The 25,330-nt window shown below is 72.6% G+C and carries 15 protein-coding genes and 5 pseudogenes; 12 read left to right on the plus strand and 8 right to left on the minus strand.

Going from position 1 to position 25,330, the window contains the following annotated elements:
• Nucleotides 1–41: 41 nt before the first annotated feature.
• Nucleotides 42–1,253: pseudogene (locus Q3Y56_RS01085) on the minus strand (four-carbon acid sugar kinase family protein); the annotation flags it as partial.
• Between the two features lie 112 nt (nt 1,254–1,365).
• On the opposite strand from Q3Y56_RS01085, the gene Q3Y56_RS01090 reads away from it, so the two are divergent.
• Nucleotides 1,366–2,574, plus strand: a complete 1,209-nt coding sequence (locus tag Q3Y56_RS01090) for a LysR substrate-binding domain-containing protein (RefSeq protein ID WP_304460114.1) — start codon at nt 1,366–1,368, stop codon at nt 2,572–2,574.
• Between the two features lie 409 nt (nt 2,575–2,983).
• The gene (locus Q3Y56_RS01095) at nt 2,984–3,535 is read left to right on the plus strand and encodes an N-acetyltransferase (RefSeq protein WP_304460115.1); all 552 of its coding nucleotides are present in this window, start codon (nt 2,984–2,986) and stop codon (nt 3,533–3,535) included.
• Here the strand turns inward: Q3Y56_RS01095 and Q3Y56_RS01100 are convergent.
• Nucleotides 3,529–4,710 carry a GTP-binding protein gene (locus Q3Y56_RS01100; RefSeq protein WP_304460116.1) on the minus strand — a complete coding sequence of 394 codons (1,182 nt, stop codon included), beginning with the start codon at nt 4,708–4,710 and terminating at the stop codon, nt 3,529–3,531. The genes Q3Y56_RS01095 and Q3Y56_RS01100 overlap by 7 nt on opposite strands.
• 62 nt (nt 4,711–4,772) lie before the next feature.
• Entirely contained in the window at nt 4,773–5,780 is a 1,008-nt protein-coding gene (locus tag Q3Y56_RS01105) for an aldo/keto reductase (RefSeq protein ID WP_304460117.1), read from the minus strand.
• 293 nt (nt 5,781–6,073) lie between these two features.
• Between Q3Y56_RS01105 and Q3Y56_RS01110 the strand changes: the two genes are divergently transcribed.
• From Q3Y56_RS01110 to Q3Y56_RS01130, 5 genes and pseudogenes are all read left to right on the plus strand, one after another.
• The gene (locus Q3Y56_RS01110) at nt 6,074–6,865 is read left to right on the plus strand and encodes an ABC transporter substrate-binding protein (protein WP_304460118.1); all 792 of its coding nucleotides are present in this window, start codon (nt 6,074–6,076) and stop codon (nt 6,863–6,865) included.
• 69 nt (nt 6,866–6,934) lie between these two features.
• A complete protein-coding gene (locus Q3Y56_RS01115) occupies nt 6,935–7,720 on the plus strand; it encodes an amino acid ABC transporter permease (RefSeq protein ID WP_304460119.1) in 786 nt (261 codons plus the stop codon).
• Nucleotides 7,721–7,731: 11 nt separating this feature from the next.
• Nucleotides 7,732–8,540: pseudogene (locus tag Q3Y56_RS01120) on the plus strand (amino acid ABC transporter ATP-binding protein).
• A gap of 117 nt (nt 8,541–8,657) precedes the next feature.
• On the plus strand, nt 8,658–9,632 hold the full coding sequence (locus tag Q3Y56_RS01125; protein ID WP_304465429.1) for an acetylxylan esterase: 975 nt from the start codon (nt 8,658–8,660) through the stop codon (nt 9,630–9,632).
• 51 nt (nt 9,633–9,683) lie between these two features.
• A pseudogene (locus Q3Y56_RS01130) lies at nt 9,684–10,771 on the plus strand (CaiB/BaiF CoA transferase family protein).
• 32 nt (nt 10,772–10,803) lie between these two features.
• Here Q3Y56_RS01130 and Q3Y56_RS01135 read toward each other — a convergent pair.
• Nucleotides 10,804–11,241, minus strand: a complete 438-nt coding sequence (locus Q3Y56_RS01135; RefSeq protein WP_304460120.1) for an ASCH domain-containing protein — start codon at nt 11,239–11,241, stop codon at nt 10,804–10,806.
• A gap of 13 nt (nt 11,242–11,254) precedes the next feature.
• On the minus strand, nt 11,255–13,072 hold the full coding sequence (locus Q3Y56_RS01140; protein ID WP_304460121.1) for an ABC transporter ATP-binding protein: 1,818 nt from the start codon (nt 13,070–13,072) through the stop codon (nt 11,255–11,257).
• Between the two features lie 306 nt (nt 13,073–13,378).
• Between Q3Y56_RS01140 and Q3Y56_RS01145 the strand changes: the two genes are divergently transcribed.
• Nucleotides 13,379–14,782, plus strand: coding sequence for a Gfo/Idh/MocA family protein (locus Q3Y56_RS01145; RefSeq protein ID WP_304460122.1), 1,404 nt, complete (start codon nt 13,379–13,381; stop codon nt 14,780–14,782).
• 137 nt (nt 14,783–14,919) lie between these two features.
• Here Q3Y56_RS01145 and Q3Y56_RS01150 read toward each other — a convergent pair whose 3' ends face one another.
• Nucleotides 14,920–15,684 (minus strand): L,D-transpeptidase family protein, encoded by a 765-nt coding sequence (locus Q3Y56_RS01150; RefSeq protein ID WP_304465430.1) that lies wholly within the window; start codon nt 15,682–15,684, stop codon nt 14,920–14,922.
• 202 nt (nt 15,685–15,886) lie between these two features.
• Here Q3Y56_RS01150 and Q3Y56_RS01155 point away from each other — a divergent pair, with 202 nt between their 5' ends.
• Nucleotides 15,887–17,935: an ABC transporter ATP-binding protein gene (locus Q3Y56_RS01155; protein ID WP_304460123.1), complete on the plus strand. Its 2,049-nt coding sequence runs from the start codon at nt 15,887–15,889 to the stop codon at nt 17,933–17,935.
• Nucleotides 17,932–19,713, plus strand: a complete 1,782-nt coding sequence (locus Q3Y56_RS01160) for an ABC transporter ATP-binding protein (protein WP_304460124.1) — start codon at nt 17,932–17,934, stop codon at nt 19,711–19,713. The genes Q3Y56_RS01155 and Q3Y56_RS01160 overlap by 4 nt, the downstream gene beginning before the upstream one ends.
• 93 nt (nt 19,714–19,806) lie before the next feature.
• Here Q3Y56_RS01160 and Q3Y56_RS01165 read toward each other — a convergent pair whose 3' ends face one another.
• Nucleotides 19,807–20,598 carry a metal-dependent hydrolase gene (locus Q3Y56_RS01165; protein WP_304460125.1) on the minus strand — a complete coding sequence of 264 codons (792 nt, stop codon included), beginning with the start codon at nt 20,596–20,598 and terminating at the stop codon, nt 19,807–19,809.
• 262 nt (nt 20,599–20,860) lie between these two features.
• On the opposite strand from Q3Y56_RS01165, the pseudogene Q3Y56_RS01170 reads away from it, so the two are divergent.
• Nucleotides 20,861–23,247, plus strand: a pseudogene (locus tag Q3Y56_RS01170) (DEAD/DEAH box helicase).
• A gap of 52 nt (nt 23,248–23,299) precedes the next feature.
• Nucleotides 23,300–24,165 (plus strand): annotated as a pseudogene (locus tag Q3Y56_RS01175) (acyl-CoA thioesterase).
• Between the two features lie 7 nt (nt 24,166–24,172).
• Here the strand turns inward: Q3Y56_RS01175 and Q3Y56_RS01180 are convergent.
• Nucleotides 24,173–25,177 (minus strand): DUF6397 family protein, encoded by a 1,005-nt coding sequence (locus tag Q3Y56_RS01180; RefSeq protein ID WP_304465431.1) that lies wholly within the window; start codon nt 25,175–25,177, stop codon nt 24,173–24,175.
• Nucleotides 25,178–25,330: the final 153 nt, after the last annotated feature.

Genomic DNA, 25,330 nt, shown 5'->3' on the forward strand with positions numbered 1-25,330 from the left:
GGGTGGGTGAGCAGCCTGCACAGGCGCAGCAGCGTGTCCTCGTCGCCGAAGCCGCCCGCCTTGATGAGCACGGGGCAGCCGGGGGTGTTGAGCGGGAGGGCGCGGGCGATGCCGGGCTCGGGTTCGTCGACGAGTTCGAGGGCGGCGACGCGCAGGGCGTCGAGTACGGCGCGGGCGGTCTCGCCGCCGGTGAGGACGAGGCCGTCCACGGCGCCCTCGGTGACCAGGGGGCGGACTGCCGCGGCGAGGCGCTCGGCGAGCGGGGCGTCCCCGCCGGGGGCGGTGCGCCGGTCGGGGGTGCTCAGGGTGCGGACGGGGTGGGCCAGGGCCCGCAGGGCGGCGGCCGTCGCGAGGGCTCCGTCACCGGCCGTGCCGGCGGCCCCGGGGGCGCCGGCGCCATCGGTTCCATGGGCCGCCTGCGCGGGGCCGCGGCCGTGCCGCTCGGCGGAGCCGGTGGGGAGGACGGTGCCGCCGACGCCCTCCGTCGCGCCGAGCCGGGCGAGTTGGCCGCGGGAGACGGGGTTGGCGCTGCCGACGACGACCAGGGGCCGCCGGGCCGCCGGAACCGGGGGTGGCGACGAGGGACGGGAGGCGGCGCAGCGGCGGGCGAGGGCCGCGGCCAGGCCCGGCGAGCCGACCCACAGCACGTCCTCCGGACGGGGCACCGCGGCCACCACCCGGTCCAGGTCGCGGTCGGAGCGCGCCGGGCACAGCAGCGTGCGGCCCTCGGCGACGAGTTCCGGCAGCAACGCGGTCCGCTCGGCCGGGACCGCGGTGAGGCCGGGGACGAGGGCGGCGAGGTCGGAGCAGCGGGCGGGGTGCGCGGGATCGTCCGCGTACCCGGTGCGGTGGACCGGTATGCCGTGCAGCAGTTGGACGGTGCCCTCGGTGGTGCGGCCCTCGCCGGGGAAGGCGGGGGCGATGATGACGGCGCGGCGGCCGGAGCCGCTCCGGGCGGCGGCGATCTCGGCCGCCAGATGGCCGCGGAGTGTGGAGTCGACGGTCTTCAGCAGGATGTCGCCGAGGCCGAGCCCGGCGGCCAGGGTGCGGGCGGCCCGCAGGGTCCGCTCGGCGGCGGCGCCGGGCCCCATCCGCCGGGTGTCGAGGTCGACGGCGGTCACGCCGGGCGCGGTGGGCGGGGTCGCGGGCGGGGCGAGCAGGACGCGGGCGGGGTGGCCCGCGCGCAGGAAGGGCGCGGCACCGTCACCCGCGCTGGTGAGGTCGTCGGCGAGTACGGCGATACGCCTGGGCACGCTGCTCCGTTCACAGGTGGTGGATCGGCCGGGGGTGGCGGATCAACGTTGTCGCAGGTGCCGGGGTGGGGACAAGCGAATGTTCCTCACGCTCGCTGTGAGAAAATCTCACATGCCCCGAAGCGATCTGCCGCCGCTGAACTCACTGCTCCCGTTCGAGGCCGTGGTGCGGCACGGCAGTGTGACGCGGGCGGCGCGGGAGCTGCATCTGACGCATGGCGCCGTGAGCCGGCAGATCCAGCACCTGGAACGCGCCCTGGGGACCCGGCTGTTCGAGCGGACGGCGCGTGCGATGGTGCCGACAGCGGCCGCCGTGCGCCTGGCCGACGTGGTACGGGACGCCTTCGACCAGATCGGTGCGGCGGCGCGGCAGGTGGCGCGGGGCGGGGAGGCGGGGCCGCTGGCCCTGTCGTACGAGCCGACGCTGCTGATGCGCTGGCTGATCCCGCGGTTGCCCGGACTCGCCGGTCTGGAGCCGTCGTTGGCCCTGCACCTGTCGGCGGGCGGCGGCCCGGTGTCCTTCGCCCGGGACGGCGTCGACGCGGCCATCAGGCGCGAGGACTTCGCCGTTCCCGAGGGGGTCGGCCGGACGCCGCTGTTCGACGAGTACATCGGCCCCGTCTGCCGTCCGGGCCTGGCCGCCGGTCTGACCGATCCCGCGCGGCTGTCCGGCGTCACGTTGTTGCACACCCGCACCCGTCCGGGGGCGTGGCCTGAGTGGCTGCGGCTGACCGGCGCCGCGGTCGAGGCGGCCGGTGAGCAGACCTTCGAGCACTTCTACCTGTCGCTCCAGGCCGCCGTCGCCGGACTGGGTGTCGCGATCGGCCCGTACGCGCTGGTCCAGGACGATCTGGCGCGCGGTCAGCTTGTGGCGCCGTTCGGCTTCGTCGCGGACGGCACCTGCTACCAGTTGCTCACCGCCCGGCCACTCGGGCACGACGCGCGGCTCGTCCGGCTGGTGGAGTGGCTGCGTACGCACACCGCCCGGTTGACGCCGGCCGCCGAGGCGCAGGCCGCTCCCCGAATGCCGCTACCCGTACAGACCCCGGCACTGGCGCATGTGCTCCGGGCTGAGCCGCCGTCCCGCCAGATCGCACAGCGAGCCCGACCCCGCGTTCCCTCCGGGGCGCGGCAGCCATTGGTCGGGGACGAAGGCACCCGGCAGGCCCCCGCCCGGCACCCCGGCGCCCGGCAGGTCGCCGGCCCGCGGCCGCCTGCGCGCGGGCGGCGGCGACTGGGGCCGGTTGGCGCCGATCTCCGGCGCCGACGGCCGGGGCCGGGGGACGCCGCCCGGCGCGGACGGCTGTGCGGTGTGCCGTGATGCCACGTCGCGGTTCTTGTCCCGGTGGCCCGTCCCCGCGGGGATCCGGCCCGCCCGCCCGGGCGCCTCGGTCGGGCGCGGGGACGCCGCGGTCGCGCGCGGAGCGGCCGCGGCCGGTGTGGCGTTGCTCGCGGCGCGGTCCGGCGAGACGACGAGGCATCCGGCGAGCCCCGGCAGCAGTCCGAGCAGGGGGTAGAGCAGCAGTTGGTGACGCATGCGCATACCGTCCCGCACGCCGCGGGCCCAGGCGCGCGACGGCGCCGCGAGACCACCTGAACGACGGACCTCGCGCCGCGCCGTGATGACCGGGCCCGCGGCAGCCGGGCACCGGATGGGGCCGGTGTCCGGCAGCCGGACACCGGATGGGCCCGATCGCCGCGCCCGCTGGGCGATCAGGCAGGATCGGCCCATGAGCGAGACTCTTACTAGCGCGCCGGCGCTGTCCTTCCGACAGGCCGACGAGCGTGACATAGCCGAACTCGTCCGGCTGCGGGACGCCGCCGCACGCTGGCAGATGAGCTGCGGCATCGACCAGTGGAAGCCGGGCGAGATGGGGAGCGACCACTTCCGGGCGCGGCTCGCGGAGGGCGAGGTGTGGCTGGCCACCCTCGGTCCCGACGGGCCGACCGCCGGGGCCTGGGAGCTGTGGTGGGAGGACGTCGCCGCGTGGGGCGCGCAGCCGCCGGTCGCGGGCTACGTCCACCGGCTGATGACGGACCGGGGGGCGGCGCCCGCCGGGGCGGGACGGGCGATGCTCGCCCGGGCCGAGCGGCGGATCGCCGCCGCCGGGCGCGAACTGTGCCGGCTGGACTGCCGAAACGCGCGGCTGCGCCGGTACTACGAGGACGCGGGGTACACCGTCGTGGGTGAGACGGCCGCCAAGCAGGGCGACGGCGGCAAGCGGTACGCCGTCACCCTGCTGGAAAAGCGGCTCGTGACGGGCGCCGATCGGGCCTACTGACCCGGCGCTCTGGATGCGCCCTGCTCGGTGTGCTGCACCGGCTCCGCGTACGCGGCCGGCTCGTCCGGCTCGCTGTGCTGGTCTTGCTGGTCTTGCTGGACGTACCGCAGCACACCGAGCATGTGGTGCTCCTCGACCGTCTCCGGCGCCGGTTCGACGCACTCCCCCAGCCCGTCCTTGAGCGCGGCCGCGTCGATACCGGCGCCGATCATCACCAGCTGGGTCGCGCGCGGCTCGTCGCGCTCCCACGCGGACTGCCGGAACCTCAGGTAGGAGCCGACGGCGTGCAGGGCGAACTTCTGCGGCCGGTCCGCCCCGGCGAAGTCGACGAAGCCCTTCATGCGGTAGAGGCCGGCGGGCCGGCTGTCGAGGAACTCCATGAAGCGGCGCGGGTGCAGGGGCCGGCCGGAGGAGAACTCGACGCTCTCGTACGCGGCGTGCAGATGCGCACCGTGCCCGTGGTCGTGGTCGTGGTCGTCATCGTGATGGGCCCCGTCAGTCCCGTCAGCCTCATCGACCCCGTCGGCCCACAGGTCCGCGAAGGACAGCTGCCGGAACGGCTCGGTGCGCGCCGTACGGGGCCGCTGGTCGAAGAGGAAGCCGGGGTCGACCCGTCCGTGCTCGGCCACCACCACGGGCGCGCCCGGCGCCAGCGTACGCAGCGTCTCCAGCAGGCGCTGCCGCTGCTCGCCGCCGACCCGGTCGGCCTTGTTGAGGATGACGGCGTCGGCGGCCCTGATGTGCCGGTCGAGTTCGGGGTGCCGCGCGCGGGTGCCGTCGAACTCGGCCGCGTCGACGACCTCGACCAGGCCGCCGTAGGTGACGCGCTCGTCCGTGCTGGCGAGCAGCATGCGGATCATGCTCTGCGGCTCGGCCAGCCCGCTCGCCTCGATGACGATCACGTCGATGCGGGCGGCGGGGTCGGCGAGCCGGTCCAGCATCCGGTCGAGTTCCTCGGCGTCCGCCGCGCAGCACAGGCAGCCGTTCTCGATCGGGACCATCGAGTCGACCTGCCCGGCCACGGCCAGGGCGTCGATGTTGATGCTCCCGAAGTCGTTCACGATGACGCCGATGCGGGTGTCCCTGCTCACCCGCAGCAGATGGTTGAGCACCGTGGTCTTGCCGGATCCCAGGAATCCCGCGATGAGGACGACGGGTATCCGATGGGTTGCCAAGGCGGGGCCTCCGTACGACGAGCACTGATCACGGATCGGTCACTCATCGTAGCCGGACCCGCTCAGGGGATGGCGACCCCCGCCTCCACTGAGAGCCGGTCGATCTCGGCCAGCTCGGGTTCGGTCAGCGGCGGTGTGTCGCGGACGGCGATGTTCTGCTCCAGCTGCGCCACGCCGCTGGCGCCGATGACGACGGAGGTGACGCGCGGGTCGCGCAGCACCCAGGCCAGGGCGAGCTGGGCGAGGGTCTGGCCGCGGCCGCGCGCCAGCTTGTCCAGGGCGCGCAGCAGGGTGAGCTTGCGGTCGGTGAGCGCGTCCCGCGTGAGGAAGTGGCCGACGGCCATCCGCGAGTCGGCGGGCACCCCGGCCAGATACCGGTCGGTGAGCTGGCCCTGGGCGAGCGGGGAGTAGGCGATGAACCCGACCCCCGCGTCGGCGGAGGCGGCCAGGACCCCGTCCTCGACGTCGCGCTGGAGGATCGAGTACGGGTGCTGGTTGACCAGGTAGGGGGTGCGCAGCTCCTTGAGGAGGGCGGCGGCGCGGGTGATGGCCTCGGGCGGGTAGTTGGACAGGCCCGCGTACAGGGCCTTGCCCTGGCGTACGGCGCTGTCGAGGGCGCCGACCGTCTCCTCCAGGGGCGTGTCGGGGTCGAAGCGGTGGGAGTAGTAGACGTCGACGTGGTCCAGGCCCATGCGGGTCAGGGACTGGTCGAGGCTGGCGAGCAGGTACTTCCGCGAGCCCCATTCGCCGTACGGTCCCGGCCACATCCCGTATCCGGCCTTGGTGGCGATGAACATCTGGTCGCGGTACGGGCGGAAGTCCTGCGCGAAGAGCGTGCCGAAGTTGCTCTCCGCGCTGCCTGCGGGCGGGCCGTAGTTGTTGGCCAGGTCGAAGTGGGTGACGCCGAGGTCGAAGGCGCGGCGGAGCACGGCGCGCTGGGTGGCGAGGGGGTGGGTGTCTCCGAAGTTGTGCCACAGGCCGAGGGAGACTTCGGGCAGCAGGACCCCGGTGCGTCCGGAGCGCTGGTACCGCATGGCGTCGTAGCGGTCCTCGGCGGCGAGATAGGCCATGTGCGTCGTCCTTGCTCGGTGGGGGGGCGGGGGGCAGATCGGCCGGGCCGGTCGTGCCGGGGCGGTGGTACCGGGCCGGTCATGCCGGGCCAGTCTTCCAGCGCGGAACCGGTGTGGCGATCGTCCATCGGTGGGAACCCGGCTCCCTCCCGGGCGTTCGCCGGTCGCGAGACCGCGTGGTCGTTACGTGCTCGCAACGCACGCGGCGGCGACAACGCGCACCGGCGATGGCAGGATGCGGGCCAGCTCGCTGATCAAGTAGGACGTTCACCGACCCGTGCCCCGGAGGTGCCGTGTCCGCTCGCTCCGCACTGCCTGTGATCGCTACCGCCGCCGCTGCCGCCCTGCTGGTGGGCTGCACCAGCACCGAGCCGTCCGGCGACGGCTCGAAGATCAGCCTCGTGAAGTCCGGCAAGCTCACGACCTGTACGCATCTGCCCTATGCCCCGTTCCAGGTGAAGGAGGGCGGCAAGGTCGTCGGCTTCGACGTCGACATCGTCGATCTCGTCGCCGAGGAACTGGACGTCGAGCAGGAGATCGTGGACACGCCCTTCGAGGGCATCCAGTCCGGTGAGGACCTCAACACCAACAAGTGCGACGTCGCCGCCGCGGGCATGACGATCACCACGGTGCGCGAGAAGAACCTGGACTTCTCCGATCCGTACTTCGCCGCGACCCAGGCCCTGATCGCGAAGAAGGGCGCCGGCTACCGGACGCTCGGCGACCTCGACGGCAAGTCGCTGGGGGTCCAGCAGTCGACCACGGGCGAGGAGTACGCCAAGAAGCACGGCGAGGGCGTGAAGCTGGTCCAGTTCGAGGACCTGGCGCTGCTGCTGACGGCGGTGAAGACCGGCCAGGTCGACGCGGCCATCAACGACAACGGCGTGCTGTACGACTACGTGAAGGACAACGGCGACACGGAGGTGACCGCGGAGTTCGACACCGGGGAGAGCTACGGCATCGCGGTGCGGACCGGCAGCGACGCGCTGCGGGAGAAGATCAACGACGTGATCAAGAAGGCGCGGGCGGACGGCCGTTACGACAGGATCTACAAGAAATGGTTCGGCGCCGCGCCGAAAAAGTGACCTCATGCCCCCATATCCGCATACCCCCCTATCCGTCCTTCCCGCCGGAGTCGAGGAGTCGCTTCCGATATGGCCATGACCCGTCGCCAGCGGACGCGGGTGATCCGAACCCTCCAGTACGCCGTGCTCGTCGCCGTCCTGCTCGCCGTCGTCCTGGCCGCGGACTGGGGTGAGCTGCGCCGGGCGTTCTTCGATGTCGAGGTCGCCAGGGAGCTGTTCCCCGACATCATCGCCACCGCCCTGGTCAACACGGTCGTCTACACCCTGTTCGGCTTCGGGTTCGGGCTCGTCCTGGGCCTGGTCCTGGCGCTGATGCGGCTGTCGCAGGTGCCGCCGTACCGCTGGCTGTCGATCGCCTACATCGAGTTCTTCCGGGGCGTGCCCGCGCTGCTGGTCTTCATCTCCCTGGGCTTCGGCGTCCCGCTCGCCTTCCAGATCGCACTGGACCGGTACGTCACCGTGATGCTGGCGCTGGGGCTGGTCGGCGCCGCGTACATGGCGGAGACGATCCGCGCGGGCATCCAGGCGGTGCCCAAGGGGCAGCTGGAGGCGGCCCGTTCCCTGGGCATGTCCCAGGCGCGGGCCATGGTGTCGATCATCATCCCGCAGGCGTTCCGGATCGTGCTGCCGCCGCTCACCAACGAACTGATCCTGCTCACCAAGGACTCGTCGCTGGTGTATCTGCTCGGGCTCTCGCTGGACCAGTACGAGTTGGCCAAGTTCGGCCGGGACGCGCTCAACCAGCACCGCAGTCTGACGCCGATCATGGTCGCCGGGCTGTGCTATCTGCTCATCACCCTCCCGCTGGGCGATCTGGTGCGGCGGTTGGAGGCCCGTACGGCGAAGTCGAGGTGAGGGGCGTGGACGTGGACGTGGCGAAGACGGCCGCGGTGGACGGCGCGGCGGCGATCCGGGTCGAGGGGCTGCGCAAGTCCTTCGGTGACACGGAGGTGCTCAAGGGGATCGACTTCCGCGTCGCGCGGGGCGAGGTGGTGTGCGTCATCGGCCCTCGGGTTCGGGGAAGTCGACGCTGCTGCGCTGCGTGAACCTGCTGGAGGAGCCGACGTCCGGCACGGTGACGGTGGCCGGCACCGAGGTCACCGACCCGGACGTGGACATCGACCGGGTGCGGCGCCGGATCGGCATGGTGTTCCAGTCGTTCAACCTCTTCCCGCACCTGACGGCCCTGGAGAACCTCACCATCGCGCAGCGGCGGGTGCTGCGGCGCGACCGGGCCGAGGCGGACCGGGTGGCCCGGCGCCAGCTGGCCCGGGTCGGCCTGACGGACAAGGAGGCGGCGTACCCGGCGCAGCTGTCCGGCGGCCAGCAGCAGCGGGTGGCGATCGCCCGGGCGCTGGCGATGGACCCGGAGCTGATGCTGTTCGACGAGCCGACGTCGGCGCTCGACCCGGAGCTGGTCGGGGATGTGCTGGCGGTCATGCGGGCGCTGGCCGACGAGGGGATGACGATGCTGGTGGTGACGCACGAGATGAGTTTCGCGCGGGAGGTCGCGGACCGCGTGGTGTTCATGGACGACGGCGTGATCGTCGAGGAGGGCGGTCCCGATCAGGTCATCGGTGCGCCCCGGCAGCCGCGGACCAGGGCCTTCCTGACGCGCGTGCTGGATCCCGCGGCCGCCCGGGTGGACGCGCCGGACAGCATGGGACGCTCTTGACTCGCCGTCGTACACGCATGTGACCATCACATGCGTCCGACCACCCCGCGCAGCCGACATCTCGAACAGGACGTCCACCCGCACGCACCAGGTGACCCGACTCCGGAGGTTCCCGCCGTGTTCGTCGACCTGCCGCTGGATCAGCTCCGCACGTACCGGCCGCCGCTGCCCGAGCCCGACGGGTTCGACGGGTTCTGGAAGCGGACGCTGGACGAGACGCGCGGACACGGGCTGGACGCGCGGTTCACCGAGACCGACGCGGGGCTGTCGCAGGCCGCCTGCCACGACGTGGAGTTCTCCGGCTTCGGCGGGCACCGGATCCGCGGCTGGCTGCTGGTGCCGCGCGCGGCGTCCGGGCCGCTGCCGTGCGTGGTGCAGTACGTGGGCTACAGCGGCGGCCGGGGCCTGCCGTACCAGTGGCTGGTGTGGCCCTCGGCCGGGTACGCGGTGTTCGTGATGGACACCCGGGGGCAGGGCTGGAGCCCCGACACCTACGGCAACACCGCTGATCCGGTGGGCGGCACGGGGCCGGAGGCGCCCGGACAGCTGACCCGGGGCGTGCTGGCACCGGACGACTACTACTACCGCCGGCTCTACGCCGACGCGGTGCGCGCGGTGGAGGCGGCGCGCACGCATCCGGCGGTCGACCCGGAGCGGGTGGTGGTGAGCGGCGGCAGCCAGGGCGGCGCGCTGGCGCTGGCCGCGGCCGGCCTGGTGCCGGGTCTGGCGGGCGCGCTGGTCGATGTGCCGTTCATGACGCACATACGCCGGGCGGTGGAGATCACCGACGCGGATCCCTACGGCGAGCTGGCCCGGTACCTGTCCGGCCAGCGCCATCTGGTCGACCGGGTCTTCGACACCCTCGACCACTTCGACGGGCTGAACTTCGCCGCCCGCGCGAGCGCGCCCGCGCTGTTCTCGACCGCGCTGCGCGACGCCGTGACGCCCACCTCGGGCGGCTTCGCCGCGTACCACCACTACGCGGGGCGGGAGAAGGAGCTCAAGGTGTGGTCCTTCAACGGGCACGAGGGCGGCGGGGCGCACCAGCAGGCGGAGCAGGTCCGGTTCCTGCGGAAGCTGTTCGGAGGCTGACGGGCCGTGCTGCCGCTCCAGGGTGTCACCGTCGTCGCGCTCGAACAGGCCGTGGCGGGCCCGTTCGCCACCCGCCAGCTGGCCGATCTCGGGGCGCGGGTGATCAAGGTGGAACGGCCCGGCCGGGGTGACTTCGCCCGCGACTACGACCGCGAGGTCAAGGGCATGTCCGCGTACTTCGTATGGGTCAACCGGGGCAAGGAGAGCGTCGTCCTGGACCTCAGGGACGACGCGGACCGCGCGCTGCTGGATCGGATCGTCGCGCGCGCGGACGTGGTGCTGCAGAACCTCAGGCCGGGCGCCTGCGAGCGGCTCGGCCTGGGCTCGGCGGCGCTGCGCGCCCGGCATCCGCGGCTGATCACCTGCGACATCACCGGTTACGGCGACACGGGACCGTACCGCGACAAGAAGGCCTACGACCTGCTGGTGCAGTGCGAGACGGGTCTGGTGTCCATCACCGGCACCCCGGAGGAGCCCGCCCGGCCGGGTGTCTCGATCGCCGACATCGCGGGCGGGATGTACGCGTACACCGGCGTGCTCACCGCGCTGTACGAACGCGAGCGCACCGGCGAGGGCACGGCGGTGGCGGTGTCCTTGCTGGACGCGCTGGGCGAGTGGATGGGGCACCCCTTCTACGCGCAGGCGTACGGCGGGACGCCGGTGGCGCGAAGCGGCGCCCGCCATCCGTCGATCTCCCCGTACGGGCCGTATCTGTGCGGGACGGGGCGCGGGTGTTCCTGAGCGTGCAGAACGACCGCGAGTGGGTGGCGCTGTGCGAGCGGGTGCTGCGCCGGCCGGAGCTGACCCGCGATCCGCGGTTCGCGGACAACCCGCTGCGGCGGGCGCACGACGACGAGCTCACGGCCGAGCTGGAGCGGTGCTTCGCGGGGCACACGGCGGACGGGGTGAGCGCACTCTTGGAGGGCGCCGGGATCGCCTGCGCCCGGCTGCGGACGGTGGACGAGTTCGCCGGTCATCCGCAGTTGGCCGCTCGGGACCGGTTCGGGGACTTCGGCTCCCCGGTCGGGCCGTTGCGCGGCCTGCTGCCGCCGGTGGAGGTCGCGGGCCGGCGGGCGCCGATGCGGCCGGTGCCCGCGCTCGGCGAGCACACGGAGGCGGTCCGCGCCGAGTTCTCCTGACCTACGCCCCCGCCCGGCCTGGCGTACCGCTGTCAGGGGGCGGCAGGGTCCAGGCGCTCCACGACCCGGAAGCGGTCGGCGACCACCGGCGTGTCGTCGGTGACGGTGAAGCCGGGGTCGCCGAGCGCCTCCCGCATCTGCGGGCTGTGCCAGAACCGCTCGTGCGAGGCGCGCCACTGGGCGATCGTCTCGTCCCCCTCGCCCTCGTCGATGACGTGCTGGAGGTCGATCTCCCCCACCGTCAGCTTCCGCACCTCGGTGATCTCGATGACGGCGACGGGCCGGTCCTGGGAGTCGACGACGACCTGGCGCTCCCCGACGACCGGGATCGGCTCCCCGAAGATCTCGAACTCCACGTCCAGCGTCGTCGTGGAGGTCTTGGCGCCGGAGAGGATCGCGGCGACCAGCTGGTCGCGCACCGGGCCGGGGAAGGCGAACTCGGCCTTGGGGAGGTCGTCGTGGCGTGTCATGCGGCCACCCTAGCTAGGCCGCGGGGGCGGAGGTCAGGTGGGTGTCGCCGCGTACGAGGGCTGCGTACCGCCCGTCCGCGGCGAGCAGTTCGTCGTGCGTGCCCTGTTCGGTGACGCGGCCGGCGTCGAGGACGACGATCCGGTCGGCGCCCCGGACCGTGGAGAGCCGGTGCGCGATGGTGATGGTCGTACGGCCGGCGGAGAGGGCGTCGATGGCCTGCTGGACCGCCTGTTCGGTACGGGTGTCCAGGGCGCTGGTCGCCTCGTCGAGGATGAGGACGGGCGGGTCGCGCAGGATGGTCCGGGCGAGGGCGAGGCGCTGCTTCTCGCCGCCGGAGAAGCGGTAGCCGCGCTCGCCGACGACGGTGTCGTAGCCGTCGGGCAGGGACATGATGTGGTCGTGTATCTGGGCCGTGCGGGCGGCCTCGGCGAGCTCCTCGTCGGTCGCGTCCGGCCGGGCGAACCGCAGGTTCTCGGCCACGGAGGCGTGGAAGAGGTACGTCTCCTGCGAGACGACCCCCACGGCGCGGGCGAGGGTGTCGAAATCGAGTTCGCGCACGTCGACGCCGTCGATCATGACCCGGCCGCCGGTCACGTCGTACAGCCGCGGCACGAGGTAGCCGAGGGTGCTCTTGCCGGAGCCGGTCGGGCCGACGACGGCCAGGCTGCCGCCCGCCGGTATGGTCAGGTCGACGCCGCTGAGGGTGCGGCGGGCGGGCTCGGCGCCGGGCGGGTCGTAGGCGAAGTCGACGCTGTCGAAGCGGACTTCGCCGCGGATCTCCGGCAGCCGCGTGGGCTCGGCGGGTTCGGTGATGTCCACCGGCATGTCGAGGTACTCGAAGATGCGCTGGAAGAGCGCGAGCGAGGTCTGGATCTGCACACCGGTGGACAGCAGGCCGACGGTGGGCCGGAACAGGCCCTGCTGGAGGGAGACGAACGCGACGAGCGTGCCCAGCGAGACGCCGGGGCCGCCGCCGCGCATGGCGATCCCCGCGGTCCAGTAGATGACGGCGGGCATGGCCGCCATGACCACGCCGATGGTGGCCATCCGCCAGCGGCCGGCCATGCCGGCGCGTATCTCCAGGGCGACGAGCCGCTCGGACTCCCGCTCGAACGCCGCGGTGAGGGAGTCGGAGCGGCCCATGGTGCGCCCCAGCAGGATGCCGCTGACCGAGAGCGACTCGGTGACCATCGCGGACATGGCGGCCATCTGCTTCTGGCGCTGCGAGGTGATCTTCTTGCGTTCCTGGCCGACACGGCGGCTGATCCAGACGAACAGCGGCAGCAGGAGCAGGGAGACGGCGGTCAGCCGCCAGTCGAGCGCGAGCATCGCGACGACCGTGGCGACGACGCTGGTGAGGTTGGAGACCAGCGAGGTGGCGGTGGAGGTCACGGTGGCCTGCATGCCGCCGATGTCGTTCGCGATGCGGGACTGCACCTCGCCGGTGCGGGTCCGGGTGAAGAAGGCGAGCGGCATGCGCTGGAGCCGCTCGTAGACGGCGGTGCGCAGGTCGTGCATGACGCGCTGGCCCACGGTCGTGGAGAGGAGGGTCTGCGTCACGCCGAAGACGCCGCTCAACAGGGCGGCGGCGATCATCCCGAGGGCGAGGAGGGACAGCAGGCCGGTGCGGCCCTCGGGGATGGCGGTGTCGAGGATCTCGCGGAGCAGGAACGGCGAGGCGACCGAGACCAGTGAGGAGGCGGCGACGAGCAACCCGACGACGGCGAGCCGGCCGCGGTAGGGGCGGAAGAGGCGGAGGATGCGCCGCACCTGGGCGGGCTGCTCCGGGTCGGCGGGAGGCGGGGTCCATTCGGCCGTGTCGGGGTGCAATGGGCTCCTTCCGTGAGGGGTGAGCGGTGCCGGGGGCTTCCGGCCGGTAAGAGGGGCGTCGTCGGCACGACGAGCATAGTGACGACCACTGACAGCGGCGCGGGGGCAGGGACGCCCGGCGACCGGGCCGTCGGACACGTTCGCGCGGCGCTGGGAGGGGCACCGTCGGGCACGTTCGCGGGAGAGTCCAACAGTCCGCGCCGAAAGTTCAACCAGTGCCCTCTTGCGTCTCATGCACACCAGCCGCCAGGGTTCCTGACCGTGGTTCGACCACCAGCCCCGCACGTCAGTTCTCCTGGAGGATCGATGAACGAGGCAACACCGCAGCACCCCAGCCGCCGCTCCGTCCTGTGGACCGCGGGCGCCGCCGGCGCGGGCATCGGGGTCGGCGCGATGAGCGTCGGCGCCCAGAGCGCCGCCGCGGCCCCCGCCGCGGCCGCCGTCCCGGGCACTCCGCCGCGCCAGGGCGCCACGATGATCGGAGTGCCGTTCGAGCGGCGCGGAACCGTGCGCGTGGGCCTCGTGGGCCTCGGCCAGCGCGGCGGCGAGATGATCGACCTGTTCCTGGCCCTGCCGGGCGTGCGCGTCGTCGCGGTGTGCGACACGGTCAGGGCCAAGGCCGCCGCTGCCGCCGCGAAGGTCACGTCTGCGGGCCGGCCCGCCCCGGCCCTGTACACCAAGGGCGAGCACGACTTCGAGAACCTGTGCGCGCGCACCGACATCGACTTCGTCTATGTGGCCACGCCCTGGGACTGGCACTTCGAGATGTGCCGGACGGCGATGCGATGCGGCAAACACGTCGGCGTGGAGTGTCCGCTGGCGATGGAACTCGGCCAGTTGTGGGAGCTGGTCGAGACGTCCGAGCGCACCCGCCGCCACTGCATGCAGCTGGAGAACTGCTGTTACGGCAGAAACGAGATGCGCGTACTGCGCATGGCGCACGCCGGGCTCTTCGGCGAACTCCTGCACGGGGCGGGCGCGTACATCCACGACCTGCGCGAGCTGATGTTCGATCCCGAGTACTACGAGGGCCCCTGGCGCCGGCTGTGGCACACCCGGCTGAAAGGCGACGTCTACCCCACCCACGGCTTCGGTCCCGTCGGCAACTACATGGACGTCAACCGCGGTGACCGCGCCGTACGGATCTCGACGTTCGGCTCACCCGCCCTGGGGCTGGCCGCCTACCGCGAGCAGCACATGCCGCCCGGCCACCCGAGCTGGAAGGAGTCGTACATCGAGAGCGACATGTCGATCAGCCTGGTGCAGACGGAGAAGGGCCGGGTCATCCGGCTGGAGCACGCCGTCTCCAACCCCCACCCGTACAGCCGGGTGAACATCCTCGGCGGGACGAAAGGCGTCTTCGAGGACTACCCGGCCCGGATCTACCTCGAACCCGAGATGACCGACGACCGGTGGGGCGACTTCGGCGCCTACGCGCAGTGGGACCACTGGCTGTGGAAGGAGCACAGCAACCCGCCCGGTGGTCACGGCGGGATGGACTACATCATGCTGTACCGGCTGATGCAGTGCATGCGGCTGGGGCTGGTGCCGGACTTCGACGTGTACGACGCCGCGACCTGGAGCGCGCCGGTCCCGCTGAGCAACGCGTCCATCAGGGCGAAGGGCGCGCCGCAGGAGATGCCGGACTTCACGCGCGGGCTGTGGGCCAAGGCCCGGCCGGGCGTGGACTCGGACAAGCCCGCCGAGTGACGGCGGGCGCGGGCCCGGCCGGACGCGCGCCGGGCCCGCGCCGACGATGAGGCTCGGTGCCGGGCCCCGTTCACGCCGGGGCTCGGACCGTCCCTGGTCTCAGATCCCATCCCTGGTCTCAGGCCCCGTCCCTGGTCTCAGCTCGCCAGGTGCGCCTTGTCGCCCATCACCACGACCGGCCGCTGCCGCGGGTCGAGGGTCCTGAGCAGGTACTCCATGCCGGACTTGGGCAGGCTCACACACCCCGACGTACCGCTGCCGTGGTCCATGTGCAGCCAGATGCTGCCGCCCTTGCGCCGGCCCTCGGGGCGGGTCGGGTCGATCGGGCTGGTGCCCTTCACCCGGTTGTAGTCGACGGCGATGACGTAGTCGAAGTCGTGCCAGTGCGTCTTGGGCCAGTAGTGCGGCGCGGCGAACGCGGCGCCCTGCGCGTAGGGCAGCCGCGACCCCGGGTCGGGCAGGACCCCGCCCGCGTCGGTGAGCGTGAACACCCCGACGGGGCTGCGCTTGTCGCCTTCCCGGTGGTCGACCGTCCAGCCGCGCTTGCCGTTGTGCGCGGGCCAGCTGCGCTGCTTCTCCCAGGTGCGGCCTTCCCCGGCGGCCCTGGTATAGAGGACGACGGTGGCGTCCGCCGAGTCCTCCCCCTTGCCGTACACGGCGACCACCTGGCGCGATCCGGCCGGGATGCGGGACTGAAGCGCGTCGCCGACCTCGGGGATACGGGTCGGGTCCGCGGTGGGCGAGGCGCTGTGCCCCGCCCGCTGGGCGGAGCCGGAGCTGTTCTTGCCCCCGCTGGCCCCGCCGCCCCCGTCGTCCGCACCGCCGCCGCAGCCGGCGACCAGGATCACGGTCATGGCGGTCAGGGCGGCCGTACGAGTGCACATCGTGCCGGAGATACGCATGTCCGCCATGGTCGCACTCCCGTGCGGCGGCCGGGTACGCGGCATTGGCGTGTTCCGCGCGGCCTCGCGTAAAACCAGTTGAATTCCACGACCTGACGACGCGAACCTTTCACGGCCGAGCCCAGCGCGCCGCTCGCCCTCCCGCCTGCCGTGCTTCTTCCCTCCGCCTTGTCGTCTTCGTCATTCGAGCCTCTGGGACACCATGCAGATTCGTGATCTTCCGTACGCCGATCCGGGACGGCCGGATGTGCGGTCCGGACCGCGCTTCCTGGTGTGGCTGGCCAGGAATCAGTTGGGCGGGCAGCTCAGGGCGCTGGCCTGGGGGCTGCTCCACATGGCGGCGGTCGCCTCCTTCCCGATCGCCGTCGGTCTCGCCGTACAGGCGGTGGTGGACCGTTCGGGGGCGCGGCTCGCCCTGGCCGGGGGGCTGATGGCGCTGCTCGGCGGGGCGTCGGCGCTCGGCGACGCGATGCTGCACCGGGCCGCCGTCACGAACTGGATCACCGCGGCCGCGCGCGTGCAGCAGTTGCTCGCCCGTAAGACGGCGGAGCTGGGAGCGGCCCTGACCCGCCGGGTCGCCGCGGGCGAGGTCGTGGCGGTCTCCACCGGTGACGTGGAGAAGATCGGCTGGTTCGTGGAGGCGCTGTCCCGTTTCACCGCCGCCCTGGTCACGGTGGTCGGGGTCTGTGTGGCGCTGGTGCTCTACCAGCCGGCGCTGGGCGTCGTGGTCGCGCTCGGGGCGCCCGCCCTGGCGCTGGCCGTGCTGCCGCTGCTGCCACGGGCGACGCGGCGGGCCGACGAGCAGCGGGAGAAGGCGGGTCGGGCCACGGAGCTGGCCGCCGACACGGTGGCCGGACTGCGGGTGCTGCGCGGCATCGGCGGCGAGGAGCTGTTCCTGTCCCGCTACCGCCAGGCCTCGCAGGAGGTGCGGGCGGCCGCGGTGCGCAGCGCCCGGATGTGGGCGCTGATCGCGGCGGTACAGGTGGTGCTGCCGGGTCTGCTGCTGATCGGTGTGGTGGGGTACGGGGCGCGGCTGGCCCATGAGGGCCGGATCGAGGTCGGTGAACTGGTCACCGTCTACAGCGCGGTCACCTTCCTGCTGTTCCCGCTGCGGCACTTCGAGGAGATCGCGATGGCGTACTCCTTCTCCCGACCCTCGGCGCGGCGCGCGGCGCGGGTGCTCGCACTGCGCCGGTCCGCGCTCCCCGCGCAAGGTGCGGACGAGCGTACTGACGGACATGCGAACGGACGCACTGACCGACGTGCGGACGAGTGGAGCGGCGAACCCCTCGGTGGCCACCTGTACGACCCCGCGAGCGGGCTTCTCGCACCGGCGGGTGCGCTGACGGCGGTGGTGTGCGGCGACCCGGACGCGGCGGGCCTGCTGGCCGAGCGGCTCGGCGGCCACCCCGCGCAGGACGCGGCGGAGACGACACGGGAGCCGTCCGAGGCCGGGCGGGAGTCGCCCGACGCGGCGGCCGCGCCGTCGGTGCTGCTCGGTGGAGTGGCGCTGGACGACATACCGCTGGAGGTGGCGCGCACCGCCGTCCTCGTGCAGGACAAGGACCCGATGCTTCTCTCGGGCACGCTCGCCGAGCTGCTGGACGTGCCCTCCTCGGGCGCGGTCGCGGTGTCCGCGGCGCTCGACGCCGCGCAGTGCGGCGATGTCCTGGACGCGCTCGCGCGGACGGTCCCCGTGTCGGACGGCGGCGCACCGGACCCGATGGAGGCCCGTATCACCGAGCGCGGCCGGTCGCTGTCGGGCGGGCAGCGGCAGCGGTTGGCGCTGGCCCGCTCGCTGGTGACCGATCCCGAAGTGCTCGTGCTGGACGAGCCCACGTCGGCGGTCGACTCGCACACCGAGGCGCGGATCGCGGAGGGGGTACGCCGCCTGCGGCGCGGGCGGACCACCGTGGTGTTCACCTCCAGTCCACTGCTGCTGGACCGCGCCGACCGGGTGGTGTTCCTGCACGACGGCGCGGTGGCGGCCACCGGCACACACCGCGAGCTGCTGCACGGCGAGTCGGGCTATGAGGCGGTGGTGACCCGTGCCACCGAGCCGGCGCGGGAGGACCGTGCGGGGCAGCCCGGCGGCGGACCGCGGGACGGCGCGGGCACCACCGCGGACCGTATCGGCGAGGCCGCGGACCCGATCGGCGAGGCCGCGGAACGGATCGCCGAGGCCGCGGACAAAGGCGCGGACATGGGCGACGTGGACATGGACATCGAGCAGATCGGGGAATCGGCATGATCGGCGTGGCGCCACCGGCGCACGACCCCGCCGCACCGGAGTCGGCGACGACGCTGCCGGTGGGCAGCCCCGCGACCGTACGGGGCTATGTGCGCGAGCTGCTGCACCGGCATCGCGCGGCGTTCGCCGTGCTGCTGGCGGTGAACACCGCCGCCGTGGTGGCGTCCATGGTCGGCCCGTATCTGCTGGGCGGTCTGGTGGAGGACCTCGCCAATGGGGCCGAGGACCTGCATATCGGGCGCACCGTCGCGCTGTTCGCGGTGGCGCTGGCCGTGCAGGCCGTGTTCGTGCGCGAGGTGCGGCTGCGGGGCGCGATGCTCGGCGAGCGGATGCTGGCGGACCTGCGGGAGGACTTCCTCGTACGGTCCGTGCGCCTGCCACCGAGCGTGCTGGAGCGGGCGGGCACCGGTGATCTGCTCTCCCGCATCACCACCGACGTCGACCGGCTGGCGGAGGCGATGCGCGAGGCGGTGCCGCAGCTGTCGATCGGCGTGGTCTGGGTCGGGCTGCTGCTCGGCGCCCTGACCGCGACGGCGCCGCCGCTGGGGCTGGCCGTGCTGGTCGCGGTGCCCCTGCTGGTGGTGGGCTGCCGCTGGTACTTCCGGCGCTCCCCCGCCGCCTACCGCTCGGAGGCGGCCGGATACGCGGCCGTGGCCGCCGCGCTCACCGAGACCGTGGACGCCGGGCGGACCGTCGAGGCGCACCGGCTGGGCGGGCGCCGGGTCGCGCTGTCCGAGCAGCGGATCCGCGAGTGGACGGCCTGGGAGCGGTACACGCTGTGGCTGCGCTGTGTGCTCTTTCCGGTGGTCAACGGCACGTATACGCTGATCACCGGCTCGGTCCTGATGATCGGCGGCACCTTCGTGCTGCAGGGCTGGATGACGGTCGGCGAGCTGACGACGGGGGCGCTGCTGGCGCAGATGCTCGTCGAGCCGGTGGGGATGATCCTGCGCTGGTACGACGAGTTGCAAGTGGCCCAGGTCTCCCTGGCCCGGCTTGTCGGGGTGCGGGAGATCGAGGCGGGTACCGGAGACGGCGCGGTGGTGCCCGACGGCCGGGATGTCCGGGCGGAGCGGGTGCGGTTCGGGTACCGGCCGGGCAGCGACGTGCTGCACGGGGTGTCGATGCATGTGCGGCCGGGCACACGGCTGGCGCTGGTCGGCCCGTCCGGCGCGGGCAAGTCGACGCTCGGCAGGCTGCTCGCCGGGATCTACGAGCCGAGGACCGGTGAGGTGACGCTGGGCGGTGCCGAGCTGGCGCGGATGCCGGCGGAGCGGGTGCGCCGCCATGTGGCGCTGGTCAACCAGGAGCACCACGTCTTCGTCGGTTCGCTGCGCGACAACCTGCTGCTGGCCCGTACCTCGGCTCGGGACACCGAACTGTGGGCGGCGCTCGCCGCGGTGGACGCCGAGGAGTGGGCCCGGGGCCTGGACGAGGGGCTCGACACCGAGGTGGGGTCGGGCGGTGTCGCGCTCACCCCGGCTCAGGCCCAGCAGGTGGCGTTGGCCCGGCTGGTGCTCGCCGATCCGCACACGCTGGTGCTGGACGAGGCCACCTCGCTGCTGGACCCGCGCGCGGCCCGGCATCTGGAGCGGTCGCTGGGGCGGGTCCTGGAGGGCCGGACGGTGGTGGCCATCGCGCACCGGCTGCACACGGCCCACGACGCGGATGTGATCGCCGTGGTCGCGGACGGCCGGATCAGCGAGCTGGGCAGTCACGACGAGCTCGTCCGGGCCGACGGGGCCTACGCGGCGCTGTGGCGCTCCTGGCAGCAGTAGCGCGGCCCGGCGCCGCGCCGCCGTCCGGGGGCCCGGCACCCCGTACTCTCACCCTGAAGTCGAGGGTGAGAGTACGAGGTGCGGGGCGACGGCTCAGAGGTAGCCGAGGGCGCCCAGCCCGCCGGCTCCGCCGAGCACCATGAAGGCGGGCATCAGCACCTTGAGCTCGACCCAGCTGCCCGCACGGAACCGCATGCCCTTCGGCGGTCCCACCGGGTACCAGCGCTTGCGTCCGATCGGGATGGGCCACAGGATCGGGCAGCCGGAGACGGTCAGCGCGTCCCCGATGTCGTGCACCAGCGCGCCGAGCACGATCGGCAGGCCGAGCCACAGGTACTCCTGGCCCGCCCCGCCGAACAGCCAGTCCGAACCGTTCCCCGGCTGGTGCAGCACGTCGGCGAGGATCCATGCGCTCGTCGCGCCCAGCAGCCAGACCAGGACGTCGCTGGAGACCCGCGCCATCCGCCACAGCAGGCCCTCGACGGCGAGCACCATGTGGACGAAGAGGATGCCGAGCACCGCCCAGCGGCCGCCCACCACCGCCAGCAGCGAGGCGCCCGCGCCGATGAGCACCGCCCACACCCAGGTGTGGGTCAGCGTGCGATGGCCGCCGGAGCGGCGTGGATCGCCCTGCTTCCTCGTCGCCTTGTACACGGCGTGGGACAGCTTGTCGATCACCTCGCACAGACCGCGCGAGAGGGGACCGAAGGCCCGCGATATCGTCGCCGACTTGTGGTCGAGGTCGGGCGCGAGCGCCGCTCCGGCGCAGATCAGCGCGCCGACGACGAGCACCGGCCAGGGCATCTCGTGGCCCGTCGCCGACAACGCCGCCCCTACTCCCAGCCAGGCCGCCGCCCCGGACAGCGAGTGCGCCGGTCCCATCATGGTCGTTCCCCGCCCCTGCTCGTGCCCGCGCCAGCGCGGGAGTTGGTCTGCTCGGCCCGGCACAGCCTAGCGGCGAGTGATCTTCGAACGCACGGCCGGTTCCCGGGCCGCGCGGAAAAGCAGGCAGTATAGGGATGTGACTCTTATTGATCAGCTGCCGAGCGACGCCGACCCTGATGCGCTTTTCGAGGCGTTCTCGACCTGGGTCGAGGAACGGGGTATCTCGCTCTACCCCGCCCAGGAGGAAGCACTGATCGAGGTGGTGTCGGGCGCGAATGTCATCCTGTCCACGCCCACCGGCTCCGGTAAGAGCCTGGTGGCGGCGGGCGCCCACTTCACCGCACTGGCCAACGACCAGGTCACCTTCTACACCGCGCCGATCAAGGCTCTGGTCTCGGAGAAGTTCTTCGAGCTGTGCAAGCTGTTCGGTACCGAGAACGTCGGCATGCTCACCGGCGACGCGTCGGTCAACGCGGACGCCCCGGTGATCTGCTGCACCGCCGAGGTCCTGGCGTCCATCGCGCTGCGCGACGGCAAGGACGCCGACATCGGCCAGGTGGTGATGGACGAGTTCCACTTCTACGCCGAGCCGGACCGCGGCTGGGCCTGGCAGATCCCGCTGCTGGAACTGCCGCAGGCGCAGTTCATCCTGATGTCGGCGACGCTCGGTGACGTGAGCCGGTTCGAGCAGGACCTGACCCGGCGCACCGGGCGGCCCACCGCCGTCGTACGGTCGGCGACCCGTCCGGTGCCGCTGAGCTACGAGTACCGCACGACGCCGCTGACCGAGACGCTGACCGAGCTGCTGGACACGCGCCAGGCTCCCGTGTACATCGTGCACTTCACCCAGGCGGCCGCGGTGGAGCGGGCGCAGGCACTGATGAGCATCAACATGTGCACGCGGGCCGAGAAGGACGAGATCGCGGCGCTCATCGGCAACTTCCGCTTCACGACCAAGTTCGGACGGAACCTGTCCCGTTACGTCAGGCACGGCATCGGTGTGCACCACGCCGGGATGCTGCCGAAGTACCGGCGGCTGGTGGAGAAGCTGGCACAGGCCGGTCTGCTGAAGGTGATCTGCGGGACCGACACCCTGGGCGTCGGGGTCAACGTCCCGATCCGCACCGTGCTGTTCACGGCGCTGACCAAGTACGACGGGCAGCGGGTCCGCACGCTGCGGGCGCGGGAGTTCCACCAGATCGCGGGCCGCGCCGGGCGGGCGGGCTTCGACACCGCCGGTTTCGTCGTCGCCCAGGCGCCCGAGCACGTCGTCGAGAACGAGAAGGCGCTCGCCAAGGCTGGAGACGATCCGAAGAAGCGCCGGAAGGTCGTCCGCAAGAAGGCGCCGGAGGGCTTCGTCAACTGGGGTCAGAACACCTTCGAGAAGCTGATCGCCTCCGACCCGAGCCGCTGACCTCCCGGTTCCGGATCACGCACGCGATGCTGCTGTCGGTGATCGCCCGGCCCGGAAACGCCTTCGCGGCGATGCGCCGACTGCTGGAGGACAACCACGAGCCACGGAAGAACCAGCTGCGGCACATCCGGCGCGCCATCGCCATCTACCGCTCCCTGCTGGACGGCGGCATCGTGGAGCAGCTGGAGACTCCGGACGCGGAGGGCCGCATCGTGCGGCTGACGGTCGATCTCCAGCAGGACTTCGCGCTGAACCAGCCGCTGTCCACCTTCGCCCTGGCGGCCTTCGAGCTCCTGGACCCCGAGTCCCCGTCGTACGCCCTGGACATGGTGTCCGTCGTGGAGTCGACGCTGGACGACCCGCGGCAGATCCTGGCGGCGCAGCAGAACAAGGCGCGCGGCGAGGCGGTCAACGCGATGAAGGCGGACGGCGTCGAGTACGAGGAGCGGATGGAGCGGCTCCAGGACGTCTCGTACCCCAAGCCCCTGGAGGAGCTGCTCTTCCACGCCTACGGGCTCTACCGCAAGAGCCACCCGTGGGTGGGCGACCATCCGCTCTCCCCCAAGTCGGTCATCCGCGACATGTACGAGCGGGCGATGACCTTCACGGAGTTCACCGCCCTCTACGACCTCGCACGGACGGAGGGCATCGTGCTGCGCTACCTGGCCAGCTCCTACAAGGCGCTGGACCACACCGTGCCCGACGACCTGAAGTCGGACGACTTCGAGGATCTGATTGCCTGGCTGGGCGAGATGGTGCGCCAGGTCGACTCGAGTCTGCTGGACGAGTGGGAGCAGCTGGCCAATCCGGAGGAGGAGTCGGCGGAGGAGGCTCAGGAGCGCGCGGACCAGGTCAAGCCGGTCACCGCGAACGCGCGCGCGTTCCGGGTGCTGGTGCGCAACGCGATGTTCCGCCGGGTCGAGCTGGCCGCGCTGGACAAGGTCGCGGAGCTGGGCGATATGGACGAGGAGTCCGGTTGGGACGAGGCCCGGTGGGCCGAGGCCATGGACGCCTACTGGGACGAGTACGAGGACCTCGGCACCGGCCCCGACGCGCGCGGGCCGAAGCTGCTGCGCATCGAGGAGCAGCCGGAGCACGGACTGTGGAAGGTGCGGCAGACCTTCGCCGACCCTCAGGGCGACCACGACTGGGGCATCTCGGCGGAGGTGGATCTCGCGGCGTCCGACGAGGAGGGCCGCGCGGTCGTCCGGGTCACGGACGTGGGTCAGCTGTAGTCTCCGAAAGGCCACCCCCACGGCGAGCACCACCAGCAGAAGGGCACCAGCGATGACCAGTCCCGCCGAGCGCTTGGTCGATCTGCTCGACCTGGAGCAGATCGAGCTGAACATCTTCCGCGGCCAGAGCCCCGACGAGTCGCTGCAGCGGGTGTTCGGCGGGCAGGTGGCGGGCCAGGCTCTGGTGGCCGCCGGGCGGACCACGGACGGGTTGCGGCCGGTGCACTCGCTGCACGCGTACTTCCTGCGTCCGGGCATGCCCGGGGTGCCGATCGTGTACCAGGTCGAGCGGGTGCGCGACGGACGGTCGTTCACCACCCGGCGGGTGGTGGCCGTCCAGCAGGGCCGGACGATCTTCAATCTGACGGCCTCCTTCCATCAGCCGGAGCCGGGGATCGAGCAGCAGTTGCCGATGCCTGAGGTGCCGGAGCCGGAGAGCCTGCCGCGCATCGGTGAGGAACTGCGCGAGCACCTCGGCGAGCTGCCCGAGTCGTTGCGCCGTATGGAGCGGCGGCAGGCGTTCGACATCCGGTATGTCGAGCGGTTGCGCTGGTCGGAGCGGGAACTGGAGGGTGCGGAGCCGCGCAGCGCGGTGTGGATGCGGGCACTGGGGCCGCTCGGCTCCGATCCGCTGATCCACACCTGTGCGCTGACCTACGCCAGCGACATGACGCTGCTGGACGCGGTGCGCATCCCCGTCGAGCCGCTGTGGGGGCCGCGCGGTTTCGACATGGCCTCGCTCGATCACGCCATGTGGTTCCACCGTCCGTTCCGCGCGGACGAGTGGTTCCTCTACCAGCAGGAGTCACCCATCGCCACGGGCGCGAGGGCCTGGCGCGCGGTCAGATCTTCGACCGTGAGGGCAAGCTGCTGGTGTCGGTGATGCAAGAGGGCCTGTTCCGCAAGATCGGCGGATGACGGGAGCTCAGCTCCGGCCGAGCAGCCGCCGCCAGAGCGGGCGCGCGTGCCCCGGACGGGTTGGGGTCGCCGCGCGCGGCGAGCACCGCGAGCGGGCGCGATCCGGCAGCCGGAAGGGCTCGCGCGCCGCCGGTCCGGCCGTCGTGCGTCCAGCGGATTCGTCGTCAGCGCGTCCGGCGGAATCAGCCCTGTCGGGTCCGGGAGGCTCGGCCATGGCCTCCCGGCCTGGTGACTGCGGCGGGAGCGGAGGCACGGGCCCATGGCGGCGCGCCTGCGACAGCGCGGTGTCCAGGTCGCGGCGGTAGTCGCGGATCTCGTCCGGGTCCTCCGCGGTCAGCAGGCCGTCGACGGCGTCGTGGTACGCGGGGCTCCCGGCGCGCGGCACGACCAGCGGCGGTGCGAGCCGCACGAGGCAGGTTCGTTCGCGCGGGTCCGGCACGGCCGACTCCAGGTCCTCGGGGGCGAGCACCGCCGCCGTGACCGCGGCCCGCTCCCAGGGGCCGTCCGCCCGGCTCAGCAGCTGACCGACCCTGCGGGCGCGCCAGGTGCGCGCCCGCAGGTCTTCCCCCGACGCCTCGGCCGCGCGCAGCCGTTCCGGTGTACGCCCGCGCAGCAGGCCGGGCTCCCGGTCGGCGAACTCCTCCAGCTCGACCGCCAGATAGAGCCAGACCACGGCTCGGTAGCGGTTGATGTAGAAGCTGACGGGGTGGAAACCGCCACCCTTGGCGAGCCGGGCGAACCTGGCCGGGCCGACGCCCAGCAGCTCCGCCCCCTCCGCCGTGCCGACCACCCGCAGCCGCGCGGCCAAGGCCCGGGGCAGCTCTTCGGTGGCCGTCAACCGCGCAAGCTCCGCTCGGGGCACCCGGGGGCGTTCCCCGAGGCCGCCGGTCACTGTGCGCACCTCCCCCAACTGCACGGCGAGCGCGAATTCCCTTGGCTTCAGGCGGAGTTCCCGAGCCGCCCGACTGAGGCTGACCGTGCCTGTGGGCGGCTCCCCTTCCCCCGCCCCCACGGCCGCCTCCGCGCCCCGCCGCTGTTGTTCCCGTACCGCCATGACAGTCCTCCCCCGCGACACATCGATCACTGACAGTGACGACTGTAGCGGCGTCGGGCGGACGCCGGTCAGACCTGTGGATAACCTCGGAGCGCGGTCTCACAGATCTCG

The sequence above is a fragment of the Streptomyces sp. XD-27 genome (assembly GCF_030553055.1).
Taxonomy (GTDB): Bacteria; Actinomycetota; Actinomycetes; order Streptomycetales; family Streptomycetaceae; genus Streptomyces.

Excerpts from the sequence above, each read along its gene's own strand:
- Q3Y56_RS01090 (WP_304460114.1), top strand. The coding sequence starts at position 1,366 with ATGCCCCGAAGCGATCTGCCGCCGCTGAACTCACTGCTCCCGTTCGAG.
- Q3Y56_RS01095 (WP_304460115.1), top strand. The coding sequence starts at position 2,984 with ATGAGCGAGACTCTTACTAGCGCGCCGGCGCTGTCCTTCCGACAGGCC.
- Q3Y56_RS01105 (WP_304460117.1), bottom strand. The coding sequence starts at position 5,780 with ATGGCCTATCTCGCCGCCGAGGACCGCTACGACGCCATGCGGTACCAG.
- Q3Y56_RS01115 (WP_304460119.1), top strand. The coding sequence starts at position 6,935 with ATGGCCATGACCCGTCGCCAGCGGACGCGGGTGATCCGAACCCTCCAG.
- Q3Y56_RS01135 (WP_304460120.1), bottom strand. The coding sequence starts at position 11,241 with ATGACACGCCACGACGACCTCCCCAAGGCCGAGTTCGCCTTCCCCGGC.
- Q3Y56_RS01145 (WP_304460122.1), top strand. The coding sequence starts at position 13,379 with ATGAACGAGGCAACACCGCAGCACCCCAGCCGCCGCTCCGTCCTGTGG.
- Q3Y56_RS01150 (WP_304465430.1), bottom strand. The coding sequence starts at position 15,684 with ATGCGTATCTCCGGCACGATGTGCACTCGTACGGCCGCCCTGACCGCC.
- Q3Y56_RS01155 (WP_304460123.1), top strand. The coding sequence starts at position 15,887 with ATGCAGATTCGTGATCTTCCGTACGCCGATCCGGGACGGCCGGATGTG.
- Q3Y56_RS01160 (WP_304460124.1), top strand. The coding sequence starts at position 17,932 with ATGATCGGCGTGGCGCCACCGGCGCACGACCCCGCCGCACCGGAGTCG.
- Q3Y56_RS01165 (WP_304460125.1), bottom strand. The coding sequence starts at position 20,598 with ATGATGGGACCGGCGCACTCGCTGTCCGGGGCGGCGGCCTGGCTGGGA.